23 protein-coding genes and 1 pseudogene are annotated in these 25,165 nt (G+C 70.4%); 9 read left to right on the forward strand and 15 right to left on the reverse strand.

Features of this window, described 5'->3' with window-relative positions:
* Positions 1 to 51: 51 nt before the first annotated feature.
* Together ACQ859_RS08700 and ACQ859_RS08705 are read right to left on the reverse strand one after the other, a co-directional pair.
* On the reverse strand, positions 52 to 684 hold the full coding sequence (locus tag ACQ859_RS08700) for a PEP-CTERM sorting domain-containing protein (RefSeq protein WP_431265446.1): 633 nt from the start codon (positions 682 to 684) through the stop codon (positions 52 to 54).
* A gap of 153 nt (positions 685 to 837) precedes the next feature.
* Positions 838 to 1,470, reverse strand: a complete 633-nt coding sequence (locus tag ACQ859_RS08705; protein ID WP_431265447.1) for a phasin family protein — start codon at positions 1,468 to 1,470, stop codon at positions 838 to 840.
* 148 nt (positions 1,471 to 1,618) lie between these two features.
* Between ACQ859_RS08705 and ACQ859_RS08710 the strand changes: the two genes are divergently transcribed.
* Both ACQ859_RS08710 and ACQ859_RS08715 read left to right on the forward strand, forming a co-directional pair.
* Complete coding sequence (locus tag ACQ859_RS08710; RefSeq protein ID WP_431265448.1) at positions 1,619 to 1,759, forward strand: hypothetical protein; 141 nt, start codon at positions 1,619 to 1,621, stop codon at positions 1,757 to 1,759.
* A complete protein-coding gene (locus tag ACQ859_RS08715; RefSeq protein WP_431265449.1) occupies positions 1,747 to 2,685 on the forward strand; it encodes a hypothetical protein in 939 nt (312 codons plus the stop codon). Before ACQ859_RS08710 ends, ACQ859_RS08715 begins: the two co-directional genes overlap by 13 nt.
* A gap of 43 nt (positions 2,686 to 2,728) precedes the next feature.
* Here the strand turns inward: ACQ859_RS08715 and ACQ859_RS08720 are convergent, their stop codons facing one another.
* Together ACQ859_RS08720 and ACQ859_RS08725 are read right to left on the reverse strand one after the other, a co-directional pair.
* Positions 2,729 to 3,706 carry a hypothetical protein gene (locus ACQ859_RS08720; RefSeq protein ID WP_431265450.1) on the reverse strand — a complete coding sequence of 326 codons (978 nt, stop codon included), beginning with the start codon at positions 3,704 to 3,706 and terminating at the stop codon, positions 2,729 to 2,731.
* 229 nt (positions 3,707 to 3,935) lie between these two features.
* Complete coding sequence (locus tag ACQ859_RS08725; protein ID WP_431265451.1) at positions 3,936 to 4,976, reverse strand: zinc-binding alcohol dehydrogenase family protein; 1,041 nt, start codon at positions 4,974 to 4,976, stop codon at positions 3,936 to 3,938.
* 169 nt (positions 4,977 to 5,145) lie between these two features.
* Between ACQ859_RS08725 and ACQ859_RS08730 the strand changes: the two genes are divergently transcribed.
* Positions 5,146 to 6,081: a LysR substrate-binding domain-containing protein gene (locus ACQ859_RS08730; RefSeq protein ID WP_431265452.1), complete on the forward strand. Its 936-nt coding sequence runs from the start codon at positions 5,146 to 5,148 to the stop codon at positions 6,079 to 6,081.
* Between the two features lie 35 nt (positions 6,082 to 6,116).
* Here the strand turns inward: ACQ859_RS08730 and ACQ859_RS08735 are convergent, their stop codons facing one another.
* The 3 genes from ACQ859_RS08735 to ACQ859_RS08745 all read right to left on the reverse strand — a co-directional run bounded on the left by ACQ859_RS08735 (position 6,117) and on the right by ACQ859_RS08745 (position 9,238).
* Complete coding sequence (locus tag ACQ859_RS08735) at positions 6,117 to 6,611, reverse strand: copper chaperone PCu(A)C (RefSeq protein WP_431265453.1); 495 nt, start codon at positions 6,609 to 6,611, stop codon at positions 6,117 to 6,119.
* An 82-nt stretch (positions 6,612 to 6,693) separates the two neighbouring features.
* Complete coding sequence (gene blaOXA / locus ACQ859_RS08740) at positions 6,694 to 7,554, reverse strand: class D beta-lactamase (RefSeq protein WP_431265454.1); 861 nt, start codon at positions 7,552 to 7,554, stop codon at positions 6,694 to 6,696.
* Positions 7,555 to 7,753: 199 nt separating this feature from the next.
* Positions 7,754 to 9,238 (reverse strand): hypothetical protein, encoded by a 1,485-nt coding sequence (locus ACQ859_RS08745; RefSeq protein ID WP_431265455.1) that lies wholly within the window; start codon positions 9,236 to 9,238, stop codon positions 7,754 to 7,756.
* Positions 9,239 to 9,488: 250 nt separating this feature from the next.
* Between ACQ859_RS08745 and ACQ859_RS08750 the strand changes: the two genes are divergently transcribed.
* A complete protein-coding gene (locus tag ACQ859_RS08750) occupies positions 9,489 to 10,535 on the forward strand; it encodes a hypothetical protein (RefSeq protein WP_431265456.1) in 1,047 nt (348 codons plus the stop codon).
* 232 nt (positions 10,536 to 10,767) lie between these two features.
* On the opposite strand, the gene ACQ859_RS08755 is transcribed toward ACQ859_RS08750, so the two are convergent.
* Positions 10,768 to 11,574: an esterase/lipase family protein gene (locus ACQ859_RS08755; protein WP_431265457.1), complete on the reverse strand. Its 807-nt coding sequence runs from the start codon at positions 11,572 to 11,574 to the stop codon at positions 10,768 to 10,770.
* 264 nt (positions 11,575 to 11,838) lie between these two features.
* On the opposite strand from ACQ859_RS08755, the gene ACQ859_RS08760 reads away from it, so the two are divergent.
* Positions 11,839 to 12,114: an AbrB/MazE/SpoVT family DNA-binding domain-containing protein gene (locus ACQ859_RS08760; RefSeq protein ID WP_431258892.1), complete on the forward strand. Its 276-nt coding sequence runs from the start codon at positions 11,839 to 11,841 to the stop codon at positions 12,112 to 12,114.
* Positions 12,115 to 12,122: 8 nt separating this feature from the next.
* Positions 12,123 to 12,524, forward strand: coding sequence for a type II toxin-antitoxin system VapC family toxin (locus tag ACQ859_RS08765; protein ID WP_431265458.1), 402 nt, complete (start codon positions 12,123 to 12,125; stop codon positions 12,522 to 12,524).
* Here ACQ859_RS08765 and ACQ859_RS08770 read toward each other — a convergent pair.
* The 6 genes and pseudogenes from ACQ859_RS08770 to ACQ859_RS08795 all read right to left on the reverse strand — a co-directional run bounded on the left by ACQ859_RS08770 (position 12,518) and on the right by ACQ859_RS08795 (position 20,169).
* A pseudogene (locus tag ACQ859_RS08770) lies at positions 12,518 to 15,735 on the reverse strand (error-prone DNA polymerase). The gene ACQ859_RS08765 and the pseudogene ACQ859_RS08770 overlap by 7 nt on opposite strands.
* A 21-nt stretch (positions 15,736 to 15,756) precedes the next feature.
* A complete protein-coding gene (locus tag ACQ859_RS08775) occupies positions 15,757 to 15,990 on the reverse strand; it encodes a hypothetical protein (RefSeq protein WP_431265459.1) in 234 nt (77 codons plus the stop codon).
* A 47-nt stretch (positions 15,991 to 16,037) separates the two neighbouring features.
* Entirely contained in the window at positions 16,038 to 17,216 is a 1,179-nt protein-coding gene (locus ACQ859_RS08780; protein WP_431265460.1) for a Y-family DNA polymerase, read from the reverse strand.
* Entirely contained in the window at positions 17,167 to 18,003 is an 837-nt protein-coding gene (imuA, locus tag ACQ859_RS08785) for a translesion DNA synthesis-associated protein ImuA (protein ID WP_431265461.1), read from the reverse strand. Before imuA ends, ACQ859_RS08780 begins: the two co-directional genes overlap by 50 nt.
* A gap of 107 nt (positions 18,004 to 18,110) precedes the next feature.
* A complete protein-coding gene (locus ACQ859_RS08790) occupies positions 18,111 to 19,496 on the reverse strand; it encodes a sensor histidine kinase (RefSeq protein WP_431265462.1) in 1,386 nt (461 codons plus the stop codon).
* A complete protein-coding gene (locus ACQ859_RS08795; protein WP_431265463.1) occupies positions 19,486 to 20,169 on the reverse strand; it encodes a response regulator transcription factor in 684 nt (227 codons plus the stop codon). Before ACQ859_RS08795 ends, ACQ859_RS08790 begins: the two co-directional genes overlap by 11 nt.
* A 335-nt stretch (positions 20,170 to 20,504) precedes the next feature.
* Here ACQ859_RS08795 and ACQ859_RS08800 point away from each other — a divergent pair, with 335 nt between their 5' ends.
* Positions 20,505 to 21,095 carry a GNAT family N-acetyltransferase gene (locus tag ACQ859_RS08800; protein ID WP_431265464.1) on the forward strand — a complete coding sequence of 197 codons (591 nt, stop codon included), beginning with the start codon at positions 20,505 to 20,507 and terminating at the stop codon, positions 21,093 to 21,095.
* Between the two features lie 168 nt (positions 21,096 to 21,263).
* Here ACQ859_RS08800 and ACQ859_RS08805 read toward each other — a convergent pair whose 3' ends face one another.
* The gene (locus ACQ859_RS08805) at positions 21,264 to 21,920 is read right to left on the reverse strand and encodes a Crp/Fnr family transcriptional regulator (RefSeq protein ID WP_431266496.1); all 657 of its coding nucleotides are present in this window, start codon (positions 21,918 to 21,920) and stop codon (positions 21,264 to 21,266) included.
* A gap of 327 nt (positions 21,921 to 22,247) precedes the next feature.
* On the opposite strand from ACQ859_RS08805, the gene ACQ859_RS08810 reads away from it, so the two are divergent.
* Together ACQ859_RS08810 and ACQ859_RS08815 are read left to right on the forward strand one after the other, a co-directional pair.
* Complete coding sequence (locus ACQ859_RS08810) at positions 22,248 to 24,194, forward strand: AMP-dependent synthetase/ligase (protein ID WP_431265465.1); 1,947 nt, start codon at positions 22,248 to 22,250, stop codon at positions 24,192 to 24,194.
* Positions 24,194 to 25,132, forward strand: a complete 939-nt coding sequence (locus ACQ859_RS08815; RefSeq protein ID WP_431265466.1) for an ABC transporter ATP-binding protein — start codon at positions 24,194 to 24,196, stop codon at positions 25,130 to 25,132. The genes ACQ859_RS08810 and ACQ859_RS08815 overlap by 1 nt, the downstream gene beginning before the upstream one ends.
* Positions 25,133 to 25,165 lie beyond the last annotated feature (33 nt).

Genomic DNA, 25,165 nt, shown 5'->3' on the forward strand with positions numbered 1-25,165 from the left:
CCACGGCGCTCCCAACGAGTCGTCGAGGACTCGAATGCGTGGTGTCCGGGGTCAGGTCTTGCCGGCGGTCTTGCGGCGGCGCAGGACGATGCCCATCGCGCCCAGGCCGGCCAGCATCAGCGCCAGGCTTTCCGGTTCCGGCACGGCGGCGGCGTTGCCGCCGGCACCGAGGGTGTTGACGACGATGTTGTCCAGCGAGGTGCCGTAGCCGTCGCTGCGGCCGACCGCGGCGAAGCGCAGCGTCATCGGGCTGCCCGTGCCGATGAAGGTCGTCGAGAAGGTGGCCCAGGACGTGTCGGTGTTGTCGCCGACGGTGCCGCTCAGGCCGCCGATGCTCCAGGCCAGGCCGTTGCTGGCGGCGCCCAGGTTGTCCGGGCGGTTGGCGTAGGCGAAGCTCAGCGAGTAGGTCTGGCCGGCGATGGTGTTCAGCGCCTGGCTGATCCAGCTGTTGGCGCTGGTGTCCAGCTCGGCGAAGTTGCTGCCGGCGAAGGCGCTGCCCGCGACGTTGTTGCGGATCTCCAGGCCGTTCGGGCCGACGGTCCAGCCGGCCGCGCTGTTGACGATGGTCCAGGTGCCGGGGCCGACGGCGGGCGTCTCGAAGCTGCCGTTGGCGACCAGGTTCACCGGCGCCGCCAGGGCGAACAGCGGGGCAGCGAAGAGGAGGGCAGTGATCAGGCGCTTCATGGGGCGGACTCGGGAGTTCGACAAGGGGTGCGCAGGAGCGTCTGCGCTTGTGTCGAATTGTTCGAGACCGCCTCACCGGTGCCATCCCCCTGGGCGATGGGGATGGCGATACGTTTCGTGACGGAGTGCACGCCGCCCGGCGGCGGCGGAGGGTCAGGTGGTGCGCTTGCCGCCCCGGCCGGTCTTGGCCGTCTTGGTGGACTTCGCCACGGACTTCGCGGGGGCCTTGGCCGCGGGTTTCTTTGAGGGCGCCTTCACGGGTGTTTTCGTCGCGCTTGTTGCGGTCGTCTTCTTTGCCGCCGGCGGCTTCGCTGCGGGCTTCTTCATCGTCGGCGCTTTCGCGGCCGGCATTTCCGACGCGGCACCGGGCCGCGCGGCGCGCAGCATCGCCACCTCTGCGGACAGGGCGTCGACACGTGCCTTCAACTGCGCGACCTCGTCCGCCGCCGGCATGCCCAGGCGCGCGAGCGCGCGCGCCACGCGGTCCTCGAAGATCGACTCCAGCTTGTCCCAGTGCTGGCCCGCACGGGCGCCGACCTCTCCGGCCAGGTCGCTCATGCGGTGCGCGGCGCTGTCGAGGCGCGCCTCGGCCTTGCCGACGGCCGCGCCACCCTGGTCCTGCGCCTTGGCGAACGCGGCCAGGCCGGCCGACCAGATCTGCTGTGCCGAGGTCCTGACCTGCTCCGCGAACGGCGTGTCCGCCGCCGGGGGCGAGGCGGGCGCGGCGTTCCCGCGGCGGCCTTGCGCCGGCTTGGGCGTGGCCGTCTTCTGTTGCTTCTTGACCATGGGCGTTCCTTGTCGTCGCGGGGCGGGGGCCAACGCCCGCCGCTTGCCGAAAACCGGACTATAGGCGGCGTGTCCTGCTGCACGCTGACTTCGACCTGTCTCGCAACCCCCCATCGGGGCGAACGGCGCAGAGGCCAGAATATCGGGCATGTCCTCGCCGACCGATTTTCCCGACACCGTGCCCGAGGCGCCGCCGGCCCTGCCGCCGCTGGCGATGGGCCGCGACCTGCCATTGCGCAGGGGGCGCTCATCGACTGCCCGCAATGCCGCGCGCCCATGCGCCACGTGACCCTGCCGGGCCACCACGCGCCGGCGACGGTCGACATCGATCATTGCGGACCCTGCGGCCTGGTCTGGTTCGATGCGCGCGAGTCGGTGCAACTGTCGACGGCCGCCTGGATCCAGCTGCTGCGCGACCTGAACCGCCTGCGCCAGAGCGACCGGCCGCACCAGCCCACGCGCGCCTGCCCGCTGTGCGCGAAGGCCTTGAAGGAGGTCCGCAACCTCACCCGCTTCGGCCGCTTCCCGGTGCTGGAGTGTGGCCACTGCGGCGGCCATCTGCACAGCCAGGCCGGCATGCTGGCCGAGCGTGGCCTGGTCCGTCCGCTGCTGCCGGGCGAGCGCTACGCGCTGCAGGCCGAGAAGCGCCAGCTGTCCTGCCTGAACTGCGGTGGTCCGGCGGACGGCAAGAGCGAGGACTGCGCGTGGTGCAAGAGTCCGCTGCTGATGGTGGACATGCCGCGACTCGCGAACGCGCTGCGCCGGCGCTCGCCGTCGGAACCGCTGCTGATGCCCAACGGCGGCAAGCCGGTCGGCTGGGCCTGCCGCGGCTGCGGCGCGCCCATGGACCCCACGCGCGAGACGCGCTGCGGGCGTTGCCACCACACGGTGGTGGCGCCGTCGATGGACGACCTGGGACCGCTGCTCGACGCCCTCGAGCACGATGGACACGAAGCCGATGCGCAGATGGAACGCGAACGCCGCGAGCGGCTGGCGTCCTACAACTTCGAGCAGCGCGACCCGGCCGGCGGCAAGCACGGCCTGTTCTGGAAGGGCAAGTACGAAAAGCGCTACGACGCGGAGAACCAGCGCCGCGAGGAACGCCGGGACGGCGGACGCGGCTGGGCGTCGTCGGGATGGTCCAGCGGGGGCGACGGCTCACCGCCCACGCTGATCGAGATCGCGCTGCGTCTGGCCTCGATGCTGTTGCGCTGATCCCGGCGTGCCGCGATGGCGGCACGCGGTGAGCGGCGGGCGATCAGAGCTCCAGCACCCCGATCGGTTTCGCGCAGGCCGGCGGCGTGCCGCCGCCGCGCACGACGAAGGGCAGTTCGCCCCACGGGCCCGAATCGCGCGGGCAGCCGTTGCGCAGCGTGCCGCCCGGGCAGCCGCAGCCCTTGGTCTTGACCAGCTTGTCCAGCGTCTGTGCCTGCTGCGGATTGAGCTTGGGCAGGTCGTGGCGGAAGACCAGCTGCAGCGCCGTCCCCGGCGCGGGCGCGTCCACCGCGGGCACCGGGCCGAGCAGCGTCGCCATCGACAGTGTCTCCTTCAGCGCCGCGGCGGGCTTCATGCCCTTGGCGCGGCGCAGGTAGTTCAGCGCCACTTCCATCGCTGCGTAGCCGCGCGCGGCCGAGGCCGTGAAGGGCTTGCGGAACGCGGCCCCATAGGTGTTGGCCACCTGGTCCCAGCGGCCGCGGTCGATCGTCAGCACCGGGCACAACACGGCGTCGACACGCTCCGACAGCGCGGCGTCGAAGTCCATCCAGCACGCGGTCCGCGCGCTGATCCGCAGCCCGGTCTGGCGGCGCAGGTCGGCGGCGATCTTCTCGCCGGCATTGAGCTCGATGCGGCCCAGCTGCAGCTGCAGGTCCTGGTCCTTCATCCGTTCCGCGTTGCTGGAGATGAAGGGGATGCCCGCGACCCGCAGCGCGTCGGCGCCGGCATTGATCTCGCACCAGTTGCCCAGCACGACGTCGACCTTGGCCGCGATGAATTCCTGGGAGATGGCGAGCGCCTTGCGGGCGTCGCAGCCGCTGTCCTTGACGATCAGCTTGGGGGCCGCGTCGCCGGGCCAGGTCTTGAGTGCGAGCGTCATGCCGAGCTGGAGTTCCTCGGCCTGCGTGGTGCTCGGATAGCTGCCCGGCAGGATGACGCCGATGGTGGCGGCGGTGGTCGGCGCGGCGGCGCACAGCAGGGCGGCTGGCAGGACGATGGCCAGGACCTGGCGGATGTTCATGACGATCCCTCTTGTTCTTCGTGGCCGGGGTCGGCCGTTGACTTTGTCGCCGGAACTGCGTTGTGGCGTCCGAGGCCGAGGTATCGCCTGCGCGGAGGGCGCGCGCACTGGAGGTTTTCCCGGGAGACCCCACGAATGAAAACGCCCCGGCGGGCCGGGGCGGTAAGACGTCACAGTTGTGACGGAAAGTGCGGCAAACGCGCAACGCGTGCCGTACAGCGCACGGAGCTCAGGCGGGCCAGCCCTGCAGCACGAGCTTCCCACGTTGGCGCTGACTCTCCTGCAAGGCGTGGGCCCGCTTGAGGGTGTCGGCGGAGATCGGACCGACGACATCGGCCAGCGTCGTGCGGATCGTCCCCGCGTCGACCAGCGCGGCGACCTCGGCCAGCAGGCGGCCCTGGGCGGCGATGTCGTGCGTCGCGTGCATGCTGCGCGTGAACATCAGCTCCCAGTGCAGCGACAGCGACTTGCCCTTCAGCGCCATCACGTCGAGGTCGGCGGGACCGAAGTCGTCGATCATCGCCAGCTTGCCCTGTGGCTCCAGCGCCTCGACGAAGCCCTGGAAATGCTGCGGCGTGTGGGTGAGGCTGGTCACGTAACGCAGCGGCGGGACACCGGCCTTCTGCAGCGCGGCGATCTGCGGGGCGATCGGTTCACGGTGGTTGATCACGTGGTGGGCCCCCAGCGCATGCAGCCACTTGCCGCCCTCGCCGTCAGGCTCGGAGCTGGTGCCGATGACCGTCAGGTGCGCGTGACGGCGCGCCAACTGGACCAGGATGGAGCCCACGCCGCCGGCCGCGCCGGTGACCAGCAGGCTGACCGGCCGCTCCGGCTGCTGCTGCACCTGCAGGCGGTCGAACAGCAGCTCCCAAGCGGTGATCGCCGTCAACGGCAGCGCGGCGGCTTCGGCGTCGCTGAGCGAGGTCGGCGCCTTGGCCGCGATGCGATGGTCGACGCATTGGAACTGCGCGTTGCTGCCCGGCCGGGTGATGTCGCCGGCATACCAGACGCGGTCGCCGACGGCGAAGCCGGTCACCTCCGGCCCGACCGCGCGGACCGTGCCGACGGCATCCCAGCCGAGGATCACGGGCGTCGTGCCGTCGGCGCTGGCGCGGCGCACGCGGACCTTGGTGTCGACCGGATTGACGGCGATCGCGGTGACCTCGACCAGCAGGTCCTTCGGACCGGGGGCGGGCGTGGGCAGTTCGAGGTCGATCAGCGACTCGGCCTCGGTGATGGGCAGGGACTTGAAGTAGCCGACGGCTTTCATGGCGGGACTCCTTGGGTTCGACGAAAGGGAGGAAAGGAAGGGGGAAGGGAAAAGGGAGAAGCGGGATGCTGCGGAAACGAATGGTGGACCTTCCGGCAGAATCAATGAAGACCGCTGAATCGCTATCAGTTTCAACGTCGGATTGAAAATCCCCGGAGGAGGAGCCGCCATGGACATCGAGAACACCGCCGAGCTGCGCCTGCTGATCGAATGCGCGCGCGGCGGCAGCCTGACGGCGGCGTCGCGGGAGATGGGCATCACCCCCGCGGCGGCCAGCGCGATGCTGAAGAAGCTGGAGGCTCGTCTGGGCGTGCGGCTCGCCGAGCGCAGCACCCGGGCGCTGCGCCTGACGGCGGCGGGCGAGCGGCTGCGGGACTACGCCCAACGCGCGCTGGAGCTGCTGGACGAAGGCCTGGCGCTGGTCACCGAGGGCGGTGACGACGCGGCCGCCAAGGGACGCGGCGCGACGGCGCTGCGTGGGCGCATCCGCGTCAGCGCGTCGAGCGACCTGACCCGGCGCATCGTGCTGCCGCTGCTGGATGATTTCCTCGACCGGCATCCCGGGATCGAGCTGCAGCTCAATGTCGGCGACGCGTTGCAGGACGTCGTGCGCGATGAGGTCGACCTGGCCTTGCGGTATGGCGAGCTGGCGGATTCGCGGCTGGTGGCGCGCAAGCTGCATGACGGGCGCCGGTTGCTGGTGGCGTCACCGGACTATCTGGCACGTCACGGCCGGCCGTCCCATCCCGCGGAACTCGCGCAGCACGACTGCATCCGCTTCAAGATCGGCGACCGTCTCGAGCGCGAGTGGCGCTTCTGGCGACGCGACGCGATGCAGACGGCGCCGGTGGACGTGACGGTGCAGGGGCGCCGCACGGCGGACGACGGGGGCATCGCCCACCAGTGGGCTCTCGAAGGGCGGGGGATGACCTACAAGAGTTGTCTGGACATCCGCGACAGCCTCGCCAGCGGGGCGCTGGTCGAGGTGCTGCCGGACTGGATCGGGCGGCCGATGCCGCTGCACGCGCTGATGCCCAGCCAGCGCTTCCTGCCGCAACGGCTGAAGGCGCTGGTGGATCACCTGGCGGAGGGGCTCAGGCGCTGACGGGCCGGGAGGCGCCGCCGTTCAACAGGCGCCGTTCAATGCTTGTGGTCGCCGTGGCCCGCGTGCGGGTCCTTGGCATCGGGCGAGGCCACGGGGCCAGTCCTTGCCGGCGCCTGGACCGTGACGGTCGAACGGGACTTGTCCGCGCCTTCGAACACCAGCGTCAGCGGCACGGCGTCGCCGGTCTTCAGCGGCCCCTTCAGGTCCATCAGCATCACGTGATAACCGCCCGGCTTCAGCTCCACCGGCTTGCCGGCGGGCACCGCCAGCGCAGCCACCGGGCGCATGCGCATCACGTCGCCGTCCATCGCCATCTCGTGCACTTCGGCCACGCCGGCCACCGGCGTGCTGACCGAGATCAGCTTCACCTCCGTCGGCGACTTGATCTGCATGAAAGCACCGGTGGCCTTCTGCTGCGGCACCGTCGCACGCACCCAGGCGTCGGCGACGACCACCTGGGCCTGCGCCAGACCGGCAGTCAGCAGCAGGGCAGGAACAACAGCCAGACGGGCGAGGGAAGGGAACTTCATCGGGGCGTCCAATCCAGGATCTATGACGGATCCGGAAGTATCCGCCACATCGCCCGCCTGAGGGAACGCGTGGCGCGGCGATTCATGGCTTGCGGTCGGGGCTCTCGGTCTCCAAGGCACCCAGACTGCGCAGCACCTGGTGGACGATCTCCACGCGCTTCTGTGAGAAGGCCGGATCCTTCATGTCCATGTTGAGGGCGAAGTAGACAGGGCGCGCATCGCGGTCCTGTTCCGCCCAGCCGACGAACCAGCCGAGACCGGGGTTGGCGTTGTCCGCCCAGCCGGTCTTGGCGTAGAGGCGCCAGCCGGGACCCTGGTCGCGCAGCATCACCGTGCGCGCGATGTCGTAGGTGCGGTCGGACAGCGGCAGCGCGCGGTCGTGCACGCGACGCAGGAACTCGATCTGGCCGACGGCGGAGATGCGCAGGTCGCCGTCCAGCCAGAAGCGGTCGCCGACCGGGCCGGCGATGGCGTTGCCGTAACGGAAGTCGCGCACGAACTGCTGCACCGTCGGCTGGCCGATCTGCCGCGCCAGCGACTGGAACACCCACACGGCCGAGACCTGGTAGGCCGAGCCCAATGTCTGGTCGCGGTTCCAGTCCTCGATGCGGCGCTTCGTGCCGTCCCACTTGAACGGCTGTGTCTCGTCGACGGCGGCGCCGGTCTCCAGCGCGATCAGCGACATCGGGATCTTGAAGGTCGACGCCGGCAGGAAGCCCTCGAAGGCGCGGACGCTGTCCGACGCGATCCAGCGATGCGCGCGGGTGTCGAGCACGGCGATCGTGCCCTTCGTGCCGAGTGCATCGAAGTGGCGCTGCAGCTCGGGGCGGGTTTCCCAGCGCTCGCGCTCGCTGGCGGGCGTGGTCTGCGCGATCGACGCGCGACAGGCGGTGAGGGCGAGACAGGCGAGCAGCGCGCTCGCCATCAGTCGGGGAAAGGACATGGTGGTCTCCGGTCGATGAGGGATGTCGCCAGTGTGCGAAGTCCCCTCGCCGGAAGTCGTCGAAGTGTCGTTACGCCCGTTCCGCCCAGGCCCGGTCACAGCGAGTGCTGCCGGGGCCGGAATGATGTGGGGGTTCGCGGACGCGATGCCCCCACGTCGTGGAGTGCCCGCGCTTGGCATCCCGCCGTATTCGACGGTCTCACGCCCGCCGCGACTGCGGCATCAGCGCCTGGGCCTCATCGAGGTAGCGCCGCCGCGCCTCTTCATCGCGCAGCTTGCGCGCCTGCAGCCTGGCCTGCCGCACCAGGTCGGTGGCGCTGAACGCATCACCTTCATCGAGCGCATGCCGGGCCCAGAGGAGCAGGAAGGCACAGCGCTGATCCGCGGGGATCTGCGATTGACGCGCCCGGCAGGAGGCCCAGCGCTGCGCCGCGAGGTCGCCGAAGGACGTCGCCGGCAGGGGCAGTCCTTGCGCCGTGGCCAGGCGCTGCAGCGCCGCGAAGTCGAGGCGTCCGAGCGCCGCGAGCCGCAACAGGAAGATGGTGTTCAGCAGCGAGCTGCGTCCGAGTTGCCAGCGCGCGCAGAGCGCGTCGCTGAGCAGCAGCCATCGCAGTGCGTCCTCGATGCCTGGACCGTCGGCGGGCAGCAGGTCGGCCTCGACGAGCCGGCCGAGCGCGTTGGAGAGGTTGGCGGCGCAGACCTGGAGCGCGTCGGGCAGTCCGGCCAGCGAGGCGCTGCGCAACGCGTCCCCGAGGCTGGCCAGCGACTGCGCCGCGAGCGCCGCATCGCCGCGGGCGATGGCGAGGTCGCGCAGCACGATGCCGCGCAGGTTGCCGTGGTCGCAGCGCAGCGTGGAGTCGGCGGCGAGCACGTCGGGATCGACCTCGTCGAGCTTGTCCAGGGCGGGTGCCGCCTGCCCCAGGCTGCCGAACCAGTGCCAGGCCGCGAGGATCGCGACGCGGGCGCGCAGCTGGCGGCGCTCCAGACGCGGAAGGCGGCTGTTGTTGAGCGCCTGGCCGAGTTCGCGCAGTTCGTCCTGCAACGCCGCCCAGTCGCCGAGCCGGCGCGCGATGCGGGCGCGTCGCAGGCCGAGCGCGGCGGCCGCGGCGTCGTCGCCCGGCGGCACGTGCGGCGCGGCCTGCTGCAGCGCGAGGCGGGCGGGGTAGAGCTCGCCGCGGTCGAGCAGGTAGTCGGCACGCGCGAGCGCTTCGGCGTAGGCGAGCGGCAGCAATGGCGCGGCGGCCGGCGCGCGCACCGGCCGCTGCTGGCCCAGCCAGCGCGCGAGCGCCTCGCCGGTCGCGGGTTCGCCGTCGATCTCGAAGCGGCAGGCGGGCAGCAGCGCGGCGTTGAGCCAGAACGGGCCGCTGCTGCGGGCGCTGGCCTCGATCAGCGCGGCCAGCGGGCTGTCGTCCAGCAGCGCGAGCGCGCGCCAGACCTGCGTGCGGTGCAGCTCGGCCATGCCGGCGATTCGCTCGCGCAGCTCGGCGCGCGAGCAGGGGCTGTCGACGCGGGCGAGCCCTTGCTCGTGCGCCTGCAGCAGCGCAGCGATCAGGCGCGGCAGCAGGCGGCTGCGCAGCTCGGGCAAACCGTCGATGCGCAGGCCTTGCGGCAGCAGTTGGAGGCGATGCGACGGCAGGTCGGCGGTGGGCGCGACAGGAGCGGTGGAAGCGGGGGAAAGAGTCATCGGAGGCGCATTCTGCGCCGCGCGGATCGGCGATGTGACGGCATTGGCGTAACGGGCGTTACGCGTGCAGGTTACGCATGCAGGTCAAGCACGCAGGTTGCGAGGCGTGCCGCGCCCGGGTGTCGGACGTGCAAAGGAAACGTCAAGACGATCGCGGCGACGGACCAGGCCTCACGCGCCGGAGACAAGTAACGAAACGTCGGGCCCGCGCCTTGCCTGTAGCTCTCCATCACAACTCGAGGGGACTGCCATGGTGGCGAAGAATGAGGCCTGGTATCCGGGCGAGACCGGCGTCGGCGGGGCGATCGTGCCGCGCGCGTCGACGTCCGCGGTGTCGTGGGGGGCCGTGCTGGCCGGCGCTGCCGCAGCGGCGGCGCTGTCGTTGATCCTGTTGCTGCTCGGCGTGGGGCTGGGACTCGCCGCCGCGTCGCCCTGGGCCAACGATGGCGCGAGCGCCGCGACCCTGGGCGTGGCGGGCATCGTGTGGCTCGCGTTCACGCAGTTGGCGGCATCCGGACTCGGCGGTTATCTCGCCGGCCGGCTGCGGGTGCGATGGCGCGATACCGACGCCGACGAGGTCCATTTCCGCGATACCGCGCACGGCCTGCTGTCGTGGGCCGTGGCGACCTTGTTCACGGCCGCCGTGCTGACCGCTTCGGTCGGCGCGATCGCCGGGATCGGCGTGAAGGGCGCGGTGGTGGCGGCCGGAACGGCAGCGACCGGAGCCGCGGCGGTCACTGCGGCGGCCGGCGCGGCTGCCGACGATGCCGGCGCGAAGAGCGGTGCTTCCGGCACGGCGGCCCGGACCTCGCTCGGCAGCGGCGACTTCGGCTACTACGTGGACACGCTGCTGCGTCCCGCGGCGACTGCGCCTTCGACCACCGCGACGACCTCCGCCGCGCCTGCAGGGGCCAACCCGGCGACGCTGCGGGCCTGGCCGGATGCGTCGATGGTCCATGCGGACGAGCAGTCGTCGGCGTCCTTGAACCGCCTGCTGGTGCGCGCGATCCGTGACGGCGGCACCCTGTCGCCGGAGGACACGCGGGCGGCGTCGCAACTCGTCGCCCAGCGGACCGGCCTGACGCAGGCGGAGGCCGAGCGGCGCGTCACCGAGACGCTGCAGCGTGCCCGTGCCGAGGCGCAGGCGCTGGAGACCCGTGCGCGCGAAGCGGCTGACGCCGCCCGCAAGACGGCGTTGACGACCGCGTTGTGGATGGTCGTCGCGCTGCTGATCGGCGCATTCACCGCGAGCCTGCTGGCCACCCTCGGCGGCCGCCAGCGCGACCTCATCGAGTAAGACAAGGAGACCTCACATGCGATCGATCCTGCTCTACATGCTGGGCGTGCCCATTCCCATCATCATCCTGATCGCGCTGATCCGGTAGCGTCAGGCGCGCGGGCGCTGGTCCGCGCGCGATGCAAAAGGACAGCGCAAAGAGGGAGCGGGGCAGCACCACTGCCCCCGCTCCCTCTTTGCTTGAACGCTGTTCTCGAACGTTCTGCTCGAACCTCCGGCGCGGACGTGGCGCTCAGTTCACCGCCGGAGGAGCGGCGTCGATGGTGTCGCCGTAGCGGCGCCAGGTGCCGGGCGCGTGGGACAGCCGGTCCGCGACGACCTTGAGCACGGCGGGATTCCAGACCAGGCCGCAGTGGCTGCCGTCGACCTCGACGTTGTCGATCATCGGATGGTCCTCGGGCTGCACGCAGGCCTGCCACGCGACGACGCCGTCGCTGCGGCTGTAGATCGAGGTCGTCGGGACCTGCGGGGCCGCGATCAGGCGCGACTTGAAGTCGCCGTCGAGCACCGGCAGCGCGCCGTTGACCCAGCGGTAGATCAGGCTGACGTTGGTCTGCGCGGCCTCGCCGGTGATCGGCGTGCCGATGGTGATGACCTGGCGCACCGGCAGCGAGATGCGCTTGGCGATCTCCCGCGCGTAGATGCCGCCGAGGCTCCAGCCGACCAGCGAGACCGGTTGCGACTGTCCGGCCTGTCCGGAGACCAGTGCCTCGATGTCGGCGGCGAGCGTGTCCAGCCACAGGTCGATGTCGCCGGTCGGGCCGGTGTTGATGCCGCGGCCCCAGTCGCGCGCCGCATAACCGAGTCCGTGGCAGAAGCCGACCAGCGGCGCGATCGACTGAGCGTCGGCCGCGAGGCCCGGGAACACGATGACGGGATGTCCGTCGCCGGGCGGATGGCCGCTGCGGTCCATCATCCGGCAGCTCGCGTATTCCATCGCGGCCCGCAAGGGCTCGATGCCGAGCAGGGCCCACGACGGGGAGCAGATGACCGGTGCCGGCACGGGCATCGCATCGGGAAGGGCGGCGATCTTCTTCATGGTCTGGTGGCCGCCTTTCCGGCATGACCTGCGAGGTCCGCGGCGAGGTCGGCAGAAGGACAGTTGAACCGATCTTTCCGCAAGCCGCGCGGCAGGGGCATCCCCACAAGGTCGCATGTGATCGTCGGACGGGACCTACATCCGGGGAGGTCCGGCGATCTCTCCCACCATTGACGGAAGTCAGGGGAGAGACGGTTTTCAGGGCGCTTCGAGGACTAGGCTTTCTGACTCCGAGATTCTTTTTCCAGCCAGGAGAACGCTTTGATGAAGGATTCGAACGACATTTCGCCGATGACTGTTTCCAGCCGCAGGAAAGTCACCATCGACCGGGATTTGCTTGAGTACCTCGATGTCAAACCCGGCGGCCAGATCGAGGTGTACCTGCTGCCCCGAGGCCGCTGTGTGATGCGGGCTGCCCGTACGGGTGACATCCGCGATTTCATCGGTTTTCTTGCGCACAAGCCGCGCACGGTCGAGGGCGACGTGTCGATCGGCGACATGAATGAAGCGATCGAGAAAGGCCGGGAAGGTGAGCTGTGAAGGTGTCGTTGGACACCAATGTGCTGGTCCGCCTCGTGATCGAGGACGATGCGACGCAAACGCGGGCCGTTCAGCAGTTGTTTGCAACGGCCGACGCGATCGCCATCGGCGTGTCCTGCCTTTGCGAATTCGCGTGGGTCTTGCGGAGTTCCTATGGATACGCCACCGCTGATATCGCCGAGGCGATGAGGACCCTGCTCAGTGCCAGGGCCATCCGCGTGGATTGGGGAGCGGTGGAAGCAGGGGTGAATGTGCTCGAAGAAGGCGGCGATTTCGCAGATGGCGTCATTGCTTTTGAGGGCGTTGTGCTTGGCGGAAGGGTTCACATGACCTTCGACAGGAAAGCGATCCGGGCATTGAAGCGAATCGCGATCGAGGCACAGAGGCCGGGGCATGCGGGAGATCAATGAAAATCCCGACTCTCCGTCCTCAAGCGCCCCAGCATCGGGGTCAGGTCTTCCAGGTGACCGGCGATGAGGTTGCGCACGTCGCCGCTGCGCTGCCACTTGCCCTTCACCGCCATCAGCCGTGAATGCAGCATGACGTGGCGTTGCCGCTGCCACAGCGCGCGGTGGACGATGACCTGGATGTCGCCGGTCTCGTCCTCGAGCGAGATGAAGATCGTGCCCTTGGCCGTCGCCGGCTGCTGCTTGACCGTCACGATCCCGCAGCCCCGCGCCGGTCGGCCGTCGGGCAGATCACTCAGCTCTGCGGCCGACATCCAGCGCTGCTCGCGCAGCAGCGGCCGCAGCAGTGACAGCGGATGGCGGCGCAGCGTCAGGCCCAGCGACGCGTAGTCGAAGACGATCTCCTCGCCCTCCGGCGCCTGCGGCAGCGCGAGGAAGTCCTCCTGCACCGGCGCCGAGGCCAGCAGCGGCGGCGGCGCGTGCTGCGCGGCCGCGTCCCACATCTGCTGGCGACGGTGGCCGCTGATGCTGGTCAGCGCATCGCCGGAGGCCAGCATCGTCATCTGCTGCTGGTTCAACCCGGTACGACGCGCCAGATCCTCCGCATCGTTGAAAGGACCGTTCCGACGCTCCCGGCAGATCAGTCCTGCCGAACTCTGCTGCAAGCCCTTGACCAGCCGCAATCCCAGCCGCACCTTCACCGGCGCGGCGTCAGCCGCCAGGGCTTCCGCCGAGTCGAGGTAAGGATCGCCGTCGTCCTCTACGACGATCCCGTCCTCGTCCAGGGGCAAGGCATCGATCGTGTCGGCGGCCGCGCCGCGTCGCGTCGGCCGGATGACGCGGCCATCCGCGCGCTCCAGCGTGCAGTCCCAGTCGCTGTGCATCACGTCGGGCGGGAGCACTTCGACGCCGTTGCGTCTGGCCTCCTGCACCAGCTGGCTCGGCGAATAGAAGCCCAGCGGCTGCGCGTTCAGCAGGCCCGCCAGGAACTCGGCGGCGTGATGGCATTTCAACCAGCTGCTCGTGTAGACCAACAGTGCGAACGAGGCCGCGTGCGACTCCGGGAAGCCGTATTCCGAGAAGCCCTTGACCTGCTCGAAGATCTGCTCGGCGAAGGACACCGGATAGTTCCGTTCCGTCATCCCGTCGATCAGCTTCTGGCGATACTTCTCCAGGTTGCCCTTGCGCTTCCACGCGGCCATCGAACGCCGGAGATCGTCCGCTTCCCCGCCCGTGAACCCGGCGGCGATCATCGCGATCTGCATCACCTGCTCCTGGAAGACCGGAACGCCCAGCGTGCGCTTCAGGACCGTCTCCAGCCCCTGGGGATAAACGACTTCCTCGAAGCCCTGACGGCGCTGCAGATAGGGATGAACCATGCCGCCCTGGATCGGTCCTGGGCGCACGATCGCCACCTCGATGACCAGGTCGTAGAACTCCTTCGGTTTCAGCCGCGGCAGCATGCTGCGCTGTGCGCGGCTCTCGATCTGGAACACGCCGATGGTCTCGGCGCGCTGGATCATCTGGTAGGTGTCGTCGTCGCCGTCCGGGATGTCCTTCAGCTCGAACGGATAGCGCTGGCGCTTGCCGACGAAGTCCAGCGTCTTGCGGATCGCCGTCAGCATGCCCAGCCCGAGCACATCGACCTTCAGCAGCCCCACCGCGTCGAGGTCGTCCTTGTCCCATTCGATGACGGTGCGGTCCGGCATCGAGGCGTTCTCCACCGGCACCATGCGGGTCAGCGGGCCGTGCGTCAGCACGAAGCCGCCCGGGTGCTGCGACAGGTGTCTCGGGAAGCCGAGCAGCTCCGAGGTGATCTTGACCAGTTGCCGCACCGCGAGGTCGTCGGCCTCGAGCCCGGACTCGCGCAGCCGCTCCGCATCGATCGTCTGGCCGTCCCACCATTGATGGTTGCTGCACAGCGTGTCCAGCACCTCGGGCTCGAAACCCAGCGCCTTGCCCACGTCGCGCAGCGCGCTCTTCACGCGGTACGAGATCACCACCGCCGCGAGTGCCGCGCGTTCGCGCGTGTATTTGCGATAGAGGTACTGGATGACCTCCTCACGGCGCTCGTGCTCGAAGTCGATGTCGATGTCCGGCGGCTCGTTGCGTTCCTTGCTGATGAAGCGCTCGAACAGCACCTGCATCCGCTCCGGGTCGACCTCGGTCACGTGCGTGCAGAAGCAGACGATGGAGTTCGCCGCGCTGCCGCGACCCTGGCACAGGATGCCCTGCGAGCGCGCGAAATGGACGATGTCGGCCACCGTCAGGAAGTAGTGCTCGTAGCCCAGATCCTCGATCAGCGCGAGCTCGCGTTCGATCTGCTCGCTGGCCGCGGCGGGCACGCCCCCGGCCAGCGCCGGCCCGCGCCCTCGTAGGTGATCCGCCGCAGGTGGCTGGCCGGCGTCTGGCCGTCGGGCACGACTTCCGAGGGGTAGTGGTAGCGCAGCTCGTCGAGGCTGAAGTCGCAGCATTCGACCACGCGCAGCGTCTCGGCGAGCAGGTCGGCCGGGAAGCTGAGCGCGAGGCGGCTGCGGTGGCGCAGGTGCCGCTCGGCGTTGCGGTCCAGCGCCTGGCCGCAGTCGGTCAGCGGCTTGCCCAGTCGCGTGGCGGTCAGCACGTCCTGCAGCGGCTTGCGGCTGCGCACATGCATGGTCGCGTCGCCGACGGCCACCAGCGGGATCTCGGTCAGAGCGCCGGCTTCGCGCAGGCGCAGCAGGCGGATCTCGTCGTCGGCATGCTGGGGCTGGTCGATGCCCAGCCAGCAGCGGCCAGTGAAGCGTGTCAGCAGCCAGCGCGCCATCGTCAGCAATTGAGCCGGCGTGGCATGCCGGTCCGGACAGGCGATCACGACGCAGTCGTCCAGCGTCTGCGGGCCGATGTCGGCGAGCGTGCAGCGATAGGTGCCCTTCTCGGACGAGCGCCGCAGCCGCGAGATGAACTGGCACAGGTTGCCGTAGCCGTTGATGCTGCAGGCCAGGACGACCAGCGTGAAGGGCCCCTCGTCGTCCGAGGCCGGCTCGATGAGGAACTGGCTCCCCACCAGCAGCGTCATGCCGTGCTGCTTCGCGGCCACGTGCGCGCGCACCATGCCGGCCATGCTGCATTCGTCGGTGATCGCGAGCGCGGCGTAGCCGAGCTCCTTGGCTCGCTGGACCAGCTCCTCGGGCCAGCTCGCGCCCTTCAGGAAGCTGAAGTTGCTGAGGCAGCGCAGCTCGGCGTAGGGGGCAGGCGTTCAGGCATAGATGCCGTGCAGGAACCAGGCGTCGTCCCTGTCGTCCCTGTCGTTCGTCTGGCCCTTGCGATCGCCGCGGCCTTCGCCTTCGACGTCCTTGCCGTCGTCTTCGCTCCGGTTCCTGGCGCGATGCTCCCGGTAGATGGCCATCACCCCGGCGTTCTCGTTGACCGCGATCCAGTAGTCGCGTGCGACCTGGCGGTGATGCTGCGGCACCTGCTCGCAGGCGGGCACGCGGTCCCACCAGCCGCCTTCGACGCGATCGGGCCCGACCAGCAGCGTCAGTGCCCCTGGTAATGCGGCCGATGGTCGCGCACCGCCAGCCGCAGCGGCGGATCGAGCAGGAAGGCCGGCTCCGGCACGTCCGGCGCGCGCATCGCTGGCTGCCTGCCCTTGCGGCGGGACGGCGCGAGGCCATCGCCGCACGGGCGCCAACGTGTCATCCATTCCGGACGATGGTCGTCGGCGAGGATCGGCTGCAGCACGCGTTCCGGCCCGAGCCGCGCGGCGATGCGCTCCAGCGTCAGGTAGAGCGTCTCGCCGGTGCGCACCACGTCGGGCAGCAGGGACCCGCTGTCCTCGACCAGCGACTGCACGCCGACCGCCTCCAGCCGCAGTTCGCCGACCGGCGCCAGCAGCCGGGTCTTGGCCAGGTGCTCGGCCATCAGCCGGCAGAAGTGTTCGAGCTCGCGGATCGGCTCGGCCGTGCGCACCGTGAGGCTTCCACCTTCGCCGGCGTCCTTGGCGCGCATCGAGTCGTGCACCCAGTGCAGCGTGACGCCGGTGGCGCCGGCATGGCGCGCGGCCAGCCAGCCGCACAGCCGCATCAGCAGTGGTCGGGTGCCCAGCAGCAGCGCGGGCGCGTGGTCCTCGCGGCTGGGCAGCTCGATGCGGGCGTGGAAGTCCTCGGGCAGGGCGACCCAGGCATGCGCCTCGGGCCGCAGCCCGTAGGCCTGGTCCAGCATCGTCAGCAGCGGCGCGCCGAAGCGCCGGCCGATGCCCCCGCGGGGCAGCGCCCGCAACTGGCCCAACGTGGTGATGCCGGCGCGGCTCAGCGACTCGGCATGCTCCGCGCCGGCGCTCAGCGCCTGCAGCGGCAGCGGGTCCAGCACCGCCTGCAGCAGACGCCCGCCGAGGTCGAGCACGCCGCAACGCGCCAGCACCAGCGCCGCCGTGGCCGACGGGGCCCAGCCGATGCCGACGGCGCCCAGGTCGGGCGCCTCGTCGCTCAGGCGTGCCTTCAGCGCGGGCAGGCCGCGGAACAGCCGCAGGCTGGCCTCGACCTCCATCACCACCGCGTCCTCCATCAGCGCCACGCGTGGCGTGAACTGCAGGCACCACACGGCCAGGCCCGACTGGGTCTCCGCGCAGATCCCCCAGGGATGCGGCGGCGGCGCGGTCGCCGGGTCCTCAAACGGCGCCGGCGGACGAGGCGGCAATATCAGTGCGACCCATAGCATGGGAGAACTCCGGGAACAGGACGGACGGCATGGGCTCGTGGACAGGGGCGGCCGGCTCGACGACGGGCTCGACCGGCGCCATGACCGGTGGCACCGGACGCATCGTGCTGGGCTGCATCACGCGCGGCGTCAGCACCTGCTCGAGTCCGCCGGGAATCGAGGCCAGACGCAGCGGGGTCTCATGCGCGGGACCCTTGCGCTTGAGGATCTGCACGTCCAGGGCCCAGTCGACAGCGATCGTCGCCACCACCCGCAGCGGTGCCGGCGACGGGTCATGGCGGGCCGCCAGCGGACGGAACAGGAACACCGGCCCTTCGAACGACTGCGCCAGCACCTGCAGCCGTCGCAGCTGCTCGGGCGCGGCCTGCGGCATCCAGGCCAGCACCGCGCCGGCCGCGTTGGACTTGATCAGTTGTTCGGCGCACCAGAGCCGTTCCGACGGCGCGCGCGCGTCGATCCAGACGAGGTGCCGCTCGTCCAGCCCCAGGTGCATCAGGCCGGGCAGGTGGGGGCGCTTGGGCGGCCCGACCATCGCCACCGCCGCGCCGTCGGCGACCACGCGCCGCAACGCCGGTCCGGCCAGCCGCCACTCCGCGAGCGAGAACTGCGGCAGCAGGATCTCGGTCAGCTGGCGACCGGGCCAGCCGCCGCCGGGCAACTCGGCATCGAGCGCGTCGAACCCGCTCGGCCAGACGGTGTCCGTGCCGCGGCCCAGCTCGTCGCCGCGCCAGAGCGCGTCGGCCACGGCCGGCGGAAGCGGGGCAAGGGGAGCGGACAGGGGCGGCATGGCGGGCGTCGTCGGAGACAAAAACGCCGGTTGGGGAACCGGCGTGCAATCACTGTATGCGCATACAGTATAGGGCGACGACATGCCCCGTCCAGGGCTGTTTCAACTCAAGTCGGGAGAATGTCCGGATGGCGGGGCGGCGCCTCCGCAGGCGCGGGCCCGGACGTGGGCGAAGTGGGGAAAGCAAGTACGAATCGCGTACCGCCGCGGGCCGGCGCCTCCAGGCTGACAGTCCAGCCCAGGTGCTCGGCGACGCGTTTGACGATGGCCAGGCCGAGGCCGGCGCTGCCGGCGCCCGCCGGGTCGACTTGCATGAAGCGGTCGAAGATCCGGTCCCGCACGGCCGGCGGGATGCCGATGCCGGTGTCCTCGATGATCACGCGGCCGGCCTCGAGCTGGATGTCGACGCGGCCCTGGTCGGTGAACTGGCAGGCGTTGCGGATCAGGTTGCCGAGCGCGATGGCCGCGAGCTCGGGGCGGGCCGGCACTTCCAGGCCGGCGTCGGCGGACGCGGCATGCAGCGTCATCTCGACTTCCTTGCCCTTGAGCAGCGGCCGGCAGCGCTCCATCTCCTGGCGCAGCAGCGGCAGCAGCGCGGTCGGCGGCGCGCCGATGCTGGCCGGATCGCGCGACAGCAGCAGCATCGCGACGACGCGCTCGCTGGTGTCGGCCGCGGTGCGCCGGATGCGCTCGGCCAGTTCGACCATGTCGTCACGACCGTGCAGGCGCGCCTTCAGCACTTCGGCCGCGCCGAGCATGACGGCCAGCGGCGTGCGCAGCTCGTGGCTGACGTCGCCGGTGAACCAGCGCTCGCGGTCCAGGTAGCGCTGCTGCGCCTCGGTCTTGGCCGCGAACGCGCGCGACAGCACGCCCATCTCGTCGGTCGAATCCAGCAGCGGATAGTCGCGCGGCGCGGCGTCGGTCTCGACGGCGCGGGCCAGCGCGGTCACCGGGGCGACGATGCGGCTCGCGGTCAGTTGCGCGAGGAACAGCGCCAGCCCCAGGCAGCAGACGAAGGCCAGGCCGAGCAGGCCATAGACGCCGGCCTCGATCTTGGCGAAGTCCTCGTCGCGGTCGGTCAGCACGAAGACCTCGCCGAGGTCGTCGCGGACCAGCGCGGTGAAGGTGGCGTCGTCCTGCGGCAGCGTGTACTTGCCGGGCGGCTTGCCGCGCAACGCCTGCGGGATGGCGTCGCCGCGGTAGAGCGTGACGCTGGGCGGCAGGTCGGCCTCCAGGCCCTGCTTCTCGCGGGCGATCAGTTCGTCGGCGGTGCGGTCCAGGCGCTGGTCGACCAGCCGGTCCTCGATGCTCGAGGCGATGCGCACCGCGGCGACCGCGAAGGCGCCGCAGACCAGCAGCGTCAGCAGCAGGAAGGCGGCGGCGACGCGCGTGCGCAGCGTGGTCGGCGCGGCCGTCGAGCGGCCGGTACCGCGTGGGTCGTCGCGGGGGTCGTCGCGTGGATGGCCGTGGCTCCGCCGCGGCTCATCCCGCATCGGGCGACACCAGCCGGTAGCCGATGCCCGGATGGGTCTTCAGCAGCGGGATGGGGAAGGGCTTGTCCAGCGCTGCGCGCAGCGCGTGGATGTGGGTGCGCAGCGCGTCGCTGTCGGGCGGATCGTTGCCCCAGACCTCGCGCTCGAGGTCCTCGCGGCGGACCAGCTTGGGTGCCTCGCGCAGCAGCGCGGACAGCAGCTTGTAGCCGGTCGGCGTCAGCTGCAGCGGCTTGCCGGCGCGGGTGGCCTCGAGCGTGTCGGGGTCGTAGTTGACGTCGGCGTAGCTGACCGCCGAGCTGAGGTTCAGCCCGTGGGAGCGCCGCATCAGCGCCTTGAGGCGGATCTCCAGCTCGACCAGCGAGAAGGGCTTGACGAGGTAGTCGTCGGCGCCGCTCTCGAAGCCGGTGACCTTGTCGGCGATCGTGTCGCGCGCGGTCAGCATGAGGATGGGGGTGGGGCGGCGGAAGTCCTTGCGCAGGCGGCGGGCGACGTCCAGGCCGTCCAGGCCGGGCAGCGTCAGGTCCAGCACGATCGCGTCGTAGGAGCCGGCGGCGGCCTGCGCCAGGCCGCCCAGGCCGTTGCGGGCCACGTCCAGCGCGTAGCCCATCGGCTCCAGGTAGGCGAACAGGTTGGCGACGATGTCCGGGTTGTCTTCGATGACCAGCAGCTTCATGACGAGGCTCTCGTTCCTGCGGCGCCGGGCGCCGCGTCGTCGTGGGGGACGGGACCCGGAGGGGAGAGGACTCCCCCGCGAGACCCGCGGATGCCGGGAATGCTATGCCAGCGAGGGCCTCCCGACCTGTCCGCGGGCTGTCGGCATCGATCCGGCGAGGGGCATCCCCCTCATCCGGGCGAATGGCGGGCACCGGGCAGGCGACCGGCTCAAAGCTTCTCCGGTTCCATCCGCTTCGTCACGTTTCGTGACGCAAGTCCGGGGCTGTCACTCGACCGCCCGGTCGACGCTGCACTTGAAATTCCGCTTGGGCGCATAATTTGCGGGTTAACCCTATGCTTGCACCCTTCATCTCCATCCCCGCCGTCGAGCGGCTCACCGCGACCCGCCGGCTGAGTCTGCGTCCGCCCGCTGCGGCGGATGCCCGCACGTTCCGCGACCTGCTGACCGATCCCGCGAATCGTCGATTCGACGCGGGCGGTCCGGCTGCGTCCGAGCGGCTGGAGCTCTGGCGCGCGCTCTGGACCCGCGACGGCCTGGGCCCGTGGGCGGTGGCGTTGCGTGATCAGCCCGCGCTGGGCGCGATCGGTTTCGGGGGCTTGAGCCGGGGCCGCATCTGCGGCGCGCCGGCGCTGCTGCTGGAGTTCCACTTCCTGTCCGACCACTGGGGCCGCGGCTACGCGGCGGAGATGGCGACGGCCGCGCTGGCGCTGGCCTTCGACAGCCTGCACGCGACCTCGGTGCACGCGCTGCTGGCGCCGGGCAACACGGCGGCGCGCAAGACGCTGGAGCGTGTCGGCCTGCGCCTGACCGGCTCGGTCGCCGACTGCCCGGGCGAGGCGGCGAGCCTGCTCTACGAGATCAACGCCGGGCAGTACGCGGCCCTGCCGCAGGAACCGCCGGAAGCAACACCGTTCGGGGCGTGATTGCGCACGCCGTGGCGCGCGCCATGTGTCGCCTCCCACTCCTTTAGGTGGTTCGGCCCACCTGCATGTTTTTCGCCGCGTGTGTCTTCGGGCTTGCCTTCTACAACGCGCGACGTCGCGCGAAGGAGCGAACCGCGAAGTCGTCGGGGGCTACCGGTGTTGCCGGCCCTACTGCTGCGGATACACCCGCAACCCCGCCAGATCGAGCACCCTTAGCCCGCCGTACTCGACGGCGATGAGGCGCTGCTCCTGCAGGTGGCGCAGCGCCTCGTTGACGCGCTGGCGAGAGAGCCCCACCAGGTGGCCCAGCTCCTGCTGCGTGATGCGCAGCAGCCCGTTCACGCCCGGGTAGAGCTGCGGATGGAACAGCGCCGCCAGGTTGCGCGCCACGCGCAGGTCGGGGTCGCTCTGGCGGTCGATCTCGCGCGCGGCGATGAATTGCCCGAGCCGTTCGTTGAGCTGGTTGAGCACGTAGCGGTTGAACGCGAGGCTGGTCGCCAGCAGTTCGTGGAAGCTCTCCAGCGGCAGCCCCGCGACCACGCTGCGACGCAGCGCCTGGATGTTGTAGCGGTAGGCCTCGCGCTTGAGCAGCGTGCCTTCGCCGAACCAGCCGCCCGGCGGGACGCCGGTGAACGTGACCTGCCGGGCCGCCGCCTCGTCGTTGCTCATCTTCAGCAGGCCGTCGATCACGCCGAACCAGAAGTTGGCCTCGCGCCCGATGCGGCAGATCCGCTCGCCGACGTCGACCTCCGCCACCTGGATGCTCGAGGCGACGCGCTCGCGCAGCTCGGGCTCGATCGCCTTCAGCCACGGGATGGCGCTCATCTCCTGCGCGCTCGCGGCCCGCGCTCGCAACCGGATCGGCTGCGTGGGCACGGCTCCGGACAGGGACGGCTGCAGGCCCGCGGGCGGGGGGAACCCGGCGCGGCGTGGACAACGGTGTCGATGATCGGAGCCATCCCCCGTTCATCGCGCCCGCGCATGACAGGAACCTGACGAGACCCCCTGGGGAAAACGCTTCCCCGAACTGTCCCTAGGAATGTCGTCGCAATGACAACACGACGTCAATGGCCCGGCCTACAGTCGGCGCAACCCCGCAGCCAGAGCGCCTCCATCAGAGACGGCGACAGCGGGGGCGACAAGGAGACAACGGTGGAACAGACCTTCCCCCGCCTGCTGCTCGCTCACGCCCGCCAGCGCCCTCACGCGCCGGCGCTGCGGGAGAAGGAGCTCGGCATCTGGCAGACGCTCGACTGGGCGGCGCTGGCGGCGCTGGTGCGCGATCTCGCGCATGGCTTCGCCGCGGCCGGCATGACGCGCGGCCAGCACCTCGTCGTGATCGGCGAGAACCGCCCCCGGCTCTACGCGGCCATGCTCGCCGCGCAGTCGCTGGGCGCCATCCCCGTGCCGCTGTACCAGGACGCGGTCGCCGCCGAATTCGCCTATCCGCTGCAGAACGCCGAGGTCGCCTTCGTCGTCGTCGAGGACCAGGAGCAGGTCGACAAGCTGCTCGAGATCCGCGATCAATGTCCTGCGCTGCGGCGCATCTGGTTCGACGATCCGCGCGGCCTGCGTCATTACGCGGCGGATGGCCTGGCCTCGATCGACGCGCTGTGCGACGACGGCCGCGCGCATGCGATGCGCCATCCCGGCTGGTTCGAGCGCGAGGTCGAGGCCGGCCGCGCCGGCGACGTGGCGGCGATGTTCTTCACCTCCGGCACCACCGGGCATCCGAAGGGCGTGGTGCACACGCACACCTCGCTGATCGACCGTGCCCAGGCCGGTGCGCGCTTCGACAAGCTGACCGCCGGGGAAGAGGTGCTCGCCTACCTGCCGTGCGCGTGGATCGGCCAGAACGTCTTCAGCTACGCACAGTGGCTGGCCTGCGGCTACGTCGTCAACTGCCCCGAGTCGGCGAGCACCGTCAGCATCGATCTCAAGGAGATCGGACCGACCTACTACTTCGCGCCGCCGCGGGTCTTCGAAGGCCTGCTCACCAGCGTGATGATCCGCATGGAGGACGCCGGCGCGCCCAAGCGCTGGCTCTTCGCCAAGGCGATGGCGCTGGCGAACCGCGTCGGCCCCGCGCTGATGGACGGCAAGCCGGTGGACGCCTGGGAACGCTTCAAGTACCGCCTTGGCGACCTCGCGATCTACGGTCCGCTGCGCAACGCGCTGGGTTTCTCCCGCGTGCGCGTGGCCTACACGGCGGGCGAGGCGATCGGGCCCGATCTCTTCAGCTTCTACCGCTCGATCGGCATCAACCTGAAGCAGCTCTACGGCTCGACCGAGACCGCCGTCTTCGTCTGCCTGCAGCCGGACCACGAAGCGAAGTCGGACACCGTCGGCGTGCCCATCGACGGCGTCGAGATCAAGCTCGCCGACAGCGGCGAGATCCTGGTGCGCTCGCCGGGCCTGCTCCAGGGCTACTACAAGAACCCGGAGGCGACGGCCGAGGTGCTGGGCGCCGACGGCTGGTACCGCACCGGCGACGCGGGCTTCCTCGACGCGGGCGGTCACCTGAAGATCATCGACCGCGCCAAGGATGTCGGCCGGCTGCGCGGCGGACCGTTCGACGGCGCGATGTTCGCGCCCAAGTACGTCGAGAACAAGCTGAAGTTCTTCGCCTTCATCAAGGAGGCGGTGGCCTTCGGCGACGGGCGCGACCACGTCTGCGCCTTCGTCAACATCGACTTCGAGGCCGTCGGCAACTGGGCTGAGCGCCGCAACCTCGCCTACGCCGGCTACACCGATCTCGCCGGCAAGCCCGAGGTGCTGGGACTGATCAAGGACTGCGTCGAGAAGGTCAACGCCGATCTGGCGCAGGACGAGCGGCTCGCCGGCAGCCAGATCACGCGTTTCCTGGTGCTGCACAAGGAACTCGACGCCGACGACGGCGAGCTCACCCGCACGCGCAAGGTCCGCCGCGGCGCGATCGCCGACAAGTACGCGGTGCTGATCGACGCGCTCTACGCGGGCAAGGCCTCGCAGTACATCGAGACGGCGGTCCGCTTCGAGGACGGCCGCAGCGGCAGCGTCAGCGCCGACCTGCGCATCGAGTCGGCCACCACCTTCCCGCACACCCGGAGGGCCGCCTGATGAGCGCCAGTCTCACCGTCAATGCCGCGAACGGCGGAGCGGCCGCGTCGGCCGGGGCACAGTTCCAGGAAGCCGGCCACGCCGCGCCTCCGGCGACGCCGGCGCAGGGGGCGGCATCGCCGCGCTCCGCGGGCGACGCGACGCCGGACCGGCGCATCGGCGACGTGATCCTCGAGGTCGAGCACATCACGCTGTCCTTCGGCGGCGTGAAGGCGCTCAACGACATCAGCTTCGACGTCCGCGAGCATGAGATCCGCGCCATCATCGGCCCCAACGGCGCCGGCAAGAGCTCGATGCTGAACTGCATCAACGGCGTGTACCAGCCGCAGCAGGGCGACATCCGCTACCGCGGCGAGGACGTCCGGAAGTGGTCGCCGCGCACACGGCTGCGCCGCATGGCCGAGCGCGGCGTGGCGCGCACCTTCCAGAACCTGGCGCTGTTCAAGGGCATGAGCGTGCTGGACAACATCATGTCCGGCCGCAACCTGCACATGAAGCGCAACCTCCTGTGGCAGGCGCTGCGCCTCGGCCCGGCGGTGCGCGAGGAGATCGAGCACCGCGAGAAGGTCGAGCGCATCATCGATTTCCTCGAGATCCAGGCGCATCGCAAGACGCCGGTCGGCGGGCTGTCCTACGGGCTGCAGAAGCGCGTCGACCTGGGCCGCGCGCTGGCGATGGAGCCCAAGGTGCTACTGCTCGACGAGCCGATGGCCGGCATGAACGTCGAGGAGAAGCAGGACATGTGCCGCTTCATCCTCGACGTCAACGACGAGTTCGGAACGACGATCGTGCTGATCGAGCACGACATGGGCGTGGTGATGGACATCAGCGACCGCGTCGTGGTGCTCGACTACGGCAAGAAGATCGGCGACGGCACGCCCGACGAGGTGCGCGCCAATCCCGAGGTGATCCGCGCCTACCTCGGCGCGGGCGAGTGACCGCCGGAAGAAGCAGGCAGCAAGCAGCAGGCA

Source organism: Roseateles chitinivorans, assembly GCF_050632235.1.
In the GTDB taxonomy this organism is placed as follows: Bacteria; Pseudomonadota; Gammaproteobacteria; order Burkholderiales; family Burkholderiaceae_C; genus Roseateles; species Roseateles chitinivorans_A.

Bases quoted from the DNA above. Each gene is read 5' to 3' on its own strand.
- ACQ859_RS08700 (WP_431265446.1), bottom strand. From the start codon at position 684: ATGAAGCGCCTGATCACTGCCCTCCTCTTCGCTGCCCCGCTGTTCGCC.
- ACQ859_RS08705 (WP_431265447.1), bottom strand. From the start codon at position 1,470: ATGGTCAAGAAGCAACAGAAGACGGCCACGCCCAAGCCGGCGCAAGGC.
- ACQ859_RS08710 (WP_431265448.1), top strand. From the start codon at position 1,619: ATGTCCTCGCCGACCGATTTTCCCGACACCGTGCCCGAGGCGCCGCCG.
- ACQ859_RS08715 (WP_431265449.1), top strand. From the start codon at position 1,747: ATGCGCCACGTGACCCTGCCGGGCCACCACGCGCCGGCGACGGTCGAC.
- ACQ859_RS08720 (WP_431265450.1), bottom strand. From the start codon at position 3,706: ATGAACATCCGCCAGGTCCTGGCCATCGTCCTGCCAGCCGCCCTGCTG.
- ACQ859_RS08725 (WP_431265451.1), bottom strand. From the start codon at position 4,976: ATGAAAGCCGTCGGCTACTTCAAGTCCCTGCCCATCACCGAGGCCGAG.
- ACQ859_RS08730 (WP_431265452.1), top strand. From the start codon at position 5,146: ATGGACATCGAGAACACCGCCGAGCTGCGCCTGCTGATCGAATGCGCG.
- ACQ859_RS08735 (WP_431265453.1), bottom strand. From the start codon at position 6,611: ATGAAGTTCCCTTCCCTCGCCCGTCTGGCTGTTGTTCCTGCCCTGCTG.
- blaOXA (WP_431265454.1), bottom strand. From the start codon at position 7,554: ATGTCCTTTCCCCGACTGATGGCGAGCGCGCTGCTCGCCTGTCTCGCC.
- ACQ859_RS08745 (WP_431265455.1), bottom strand. From the start codon at position 9,238: ATGACTCTTTCCCCCGCTTCCACCGCTCCTGTCGCGCCCACCGCCGAC.
- ACQ859_RS08750 (WP_431265456.1), top strand. From the start codon at position 9,489: ATGGTGGCGAAGAATGAGGCCTGGTATCCGGGCGAGACCGGCGTCGGC.
- ACQ859_RS08755 (WP_431265457.1), bottom strand. From the start codon at position 11,574: ATGAAGAAGATCGCCGCCCTTCCCGATGCGATGCCCGTGCCGGCACCG.
- ACQ859_RS08760 (WP_431258892.1), top strand. From the start codon at position 11,839: ATGAAGGATTCGAACGACATTTCGCCGATGACTGTTTCCAGCCGCAGG.
- ACQ859_RS08780 (WP_431265460.1), bottom strand. From the start codon at position 17,216: ATGCTATGGGTCGCACTGATATTGCCGCCTCGTCCGCCGGCGCCGTTT.
- imuA (WP_431265461.1), bottom strand. From the start codon at position 18,003: ATGCCGCCCCTGTCCGCTCCCCTTGCCCCGCTTCCGCCGGCCGTGGCC.
- ACQ859_RS08790 (WP_431265462.1), bottom strand. From the start codon at position 19,496: ATGCGGGATGAGCCGCGGCGGAGCCACGGCCATCCACGCGACGACCCC.
- ACQ859_RS08795 (WP_431265463.1), bottom strand. From the start codon at position 20,169: ATGAAGCTGCTGGTCATCGAAGACAACCCGGACATCGTCGCCAACCTG.
- ACQ859_RS08800 (WP_431265464.1), top strand. From the start codon at position 20,505: ATGCTTGCACCCTTCATCTCCATCCCCGCCGTCGAGCGGCTCACCGCG.
- ACQ859_RS08805 (WP_431266496.1), bottom strand. From the start codon at position 21,920: ATGAGCGCCATCCCGTGGCTGAAGGCGATCGAGCCCGAGCTGCGCGAG.
- ACQ859_RS08815 (WP_431265466.1), top strand. From the start codon at position 24,194: ATGAGCGCCAGTCTCACCGTCAATGCCGCGAACGGCGGAGCGGCCGCG.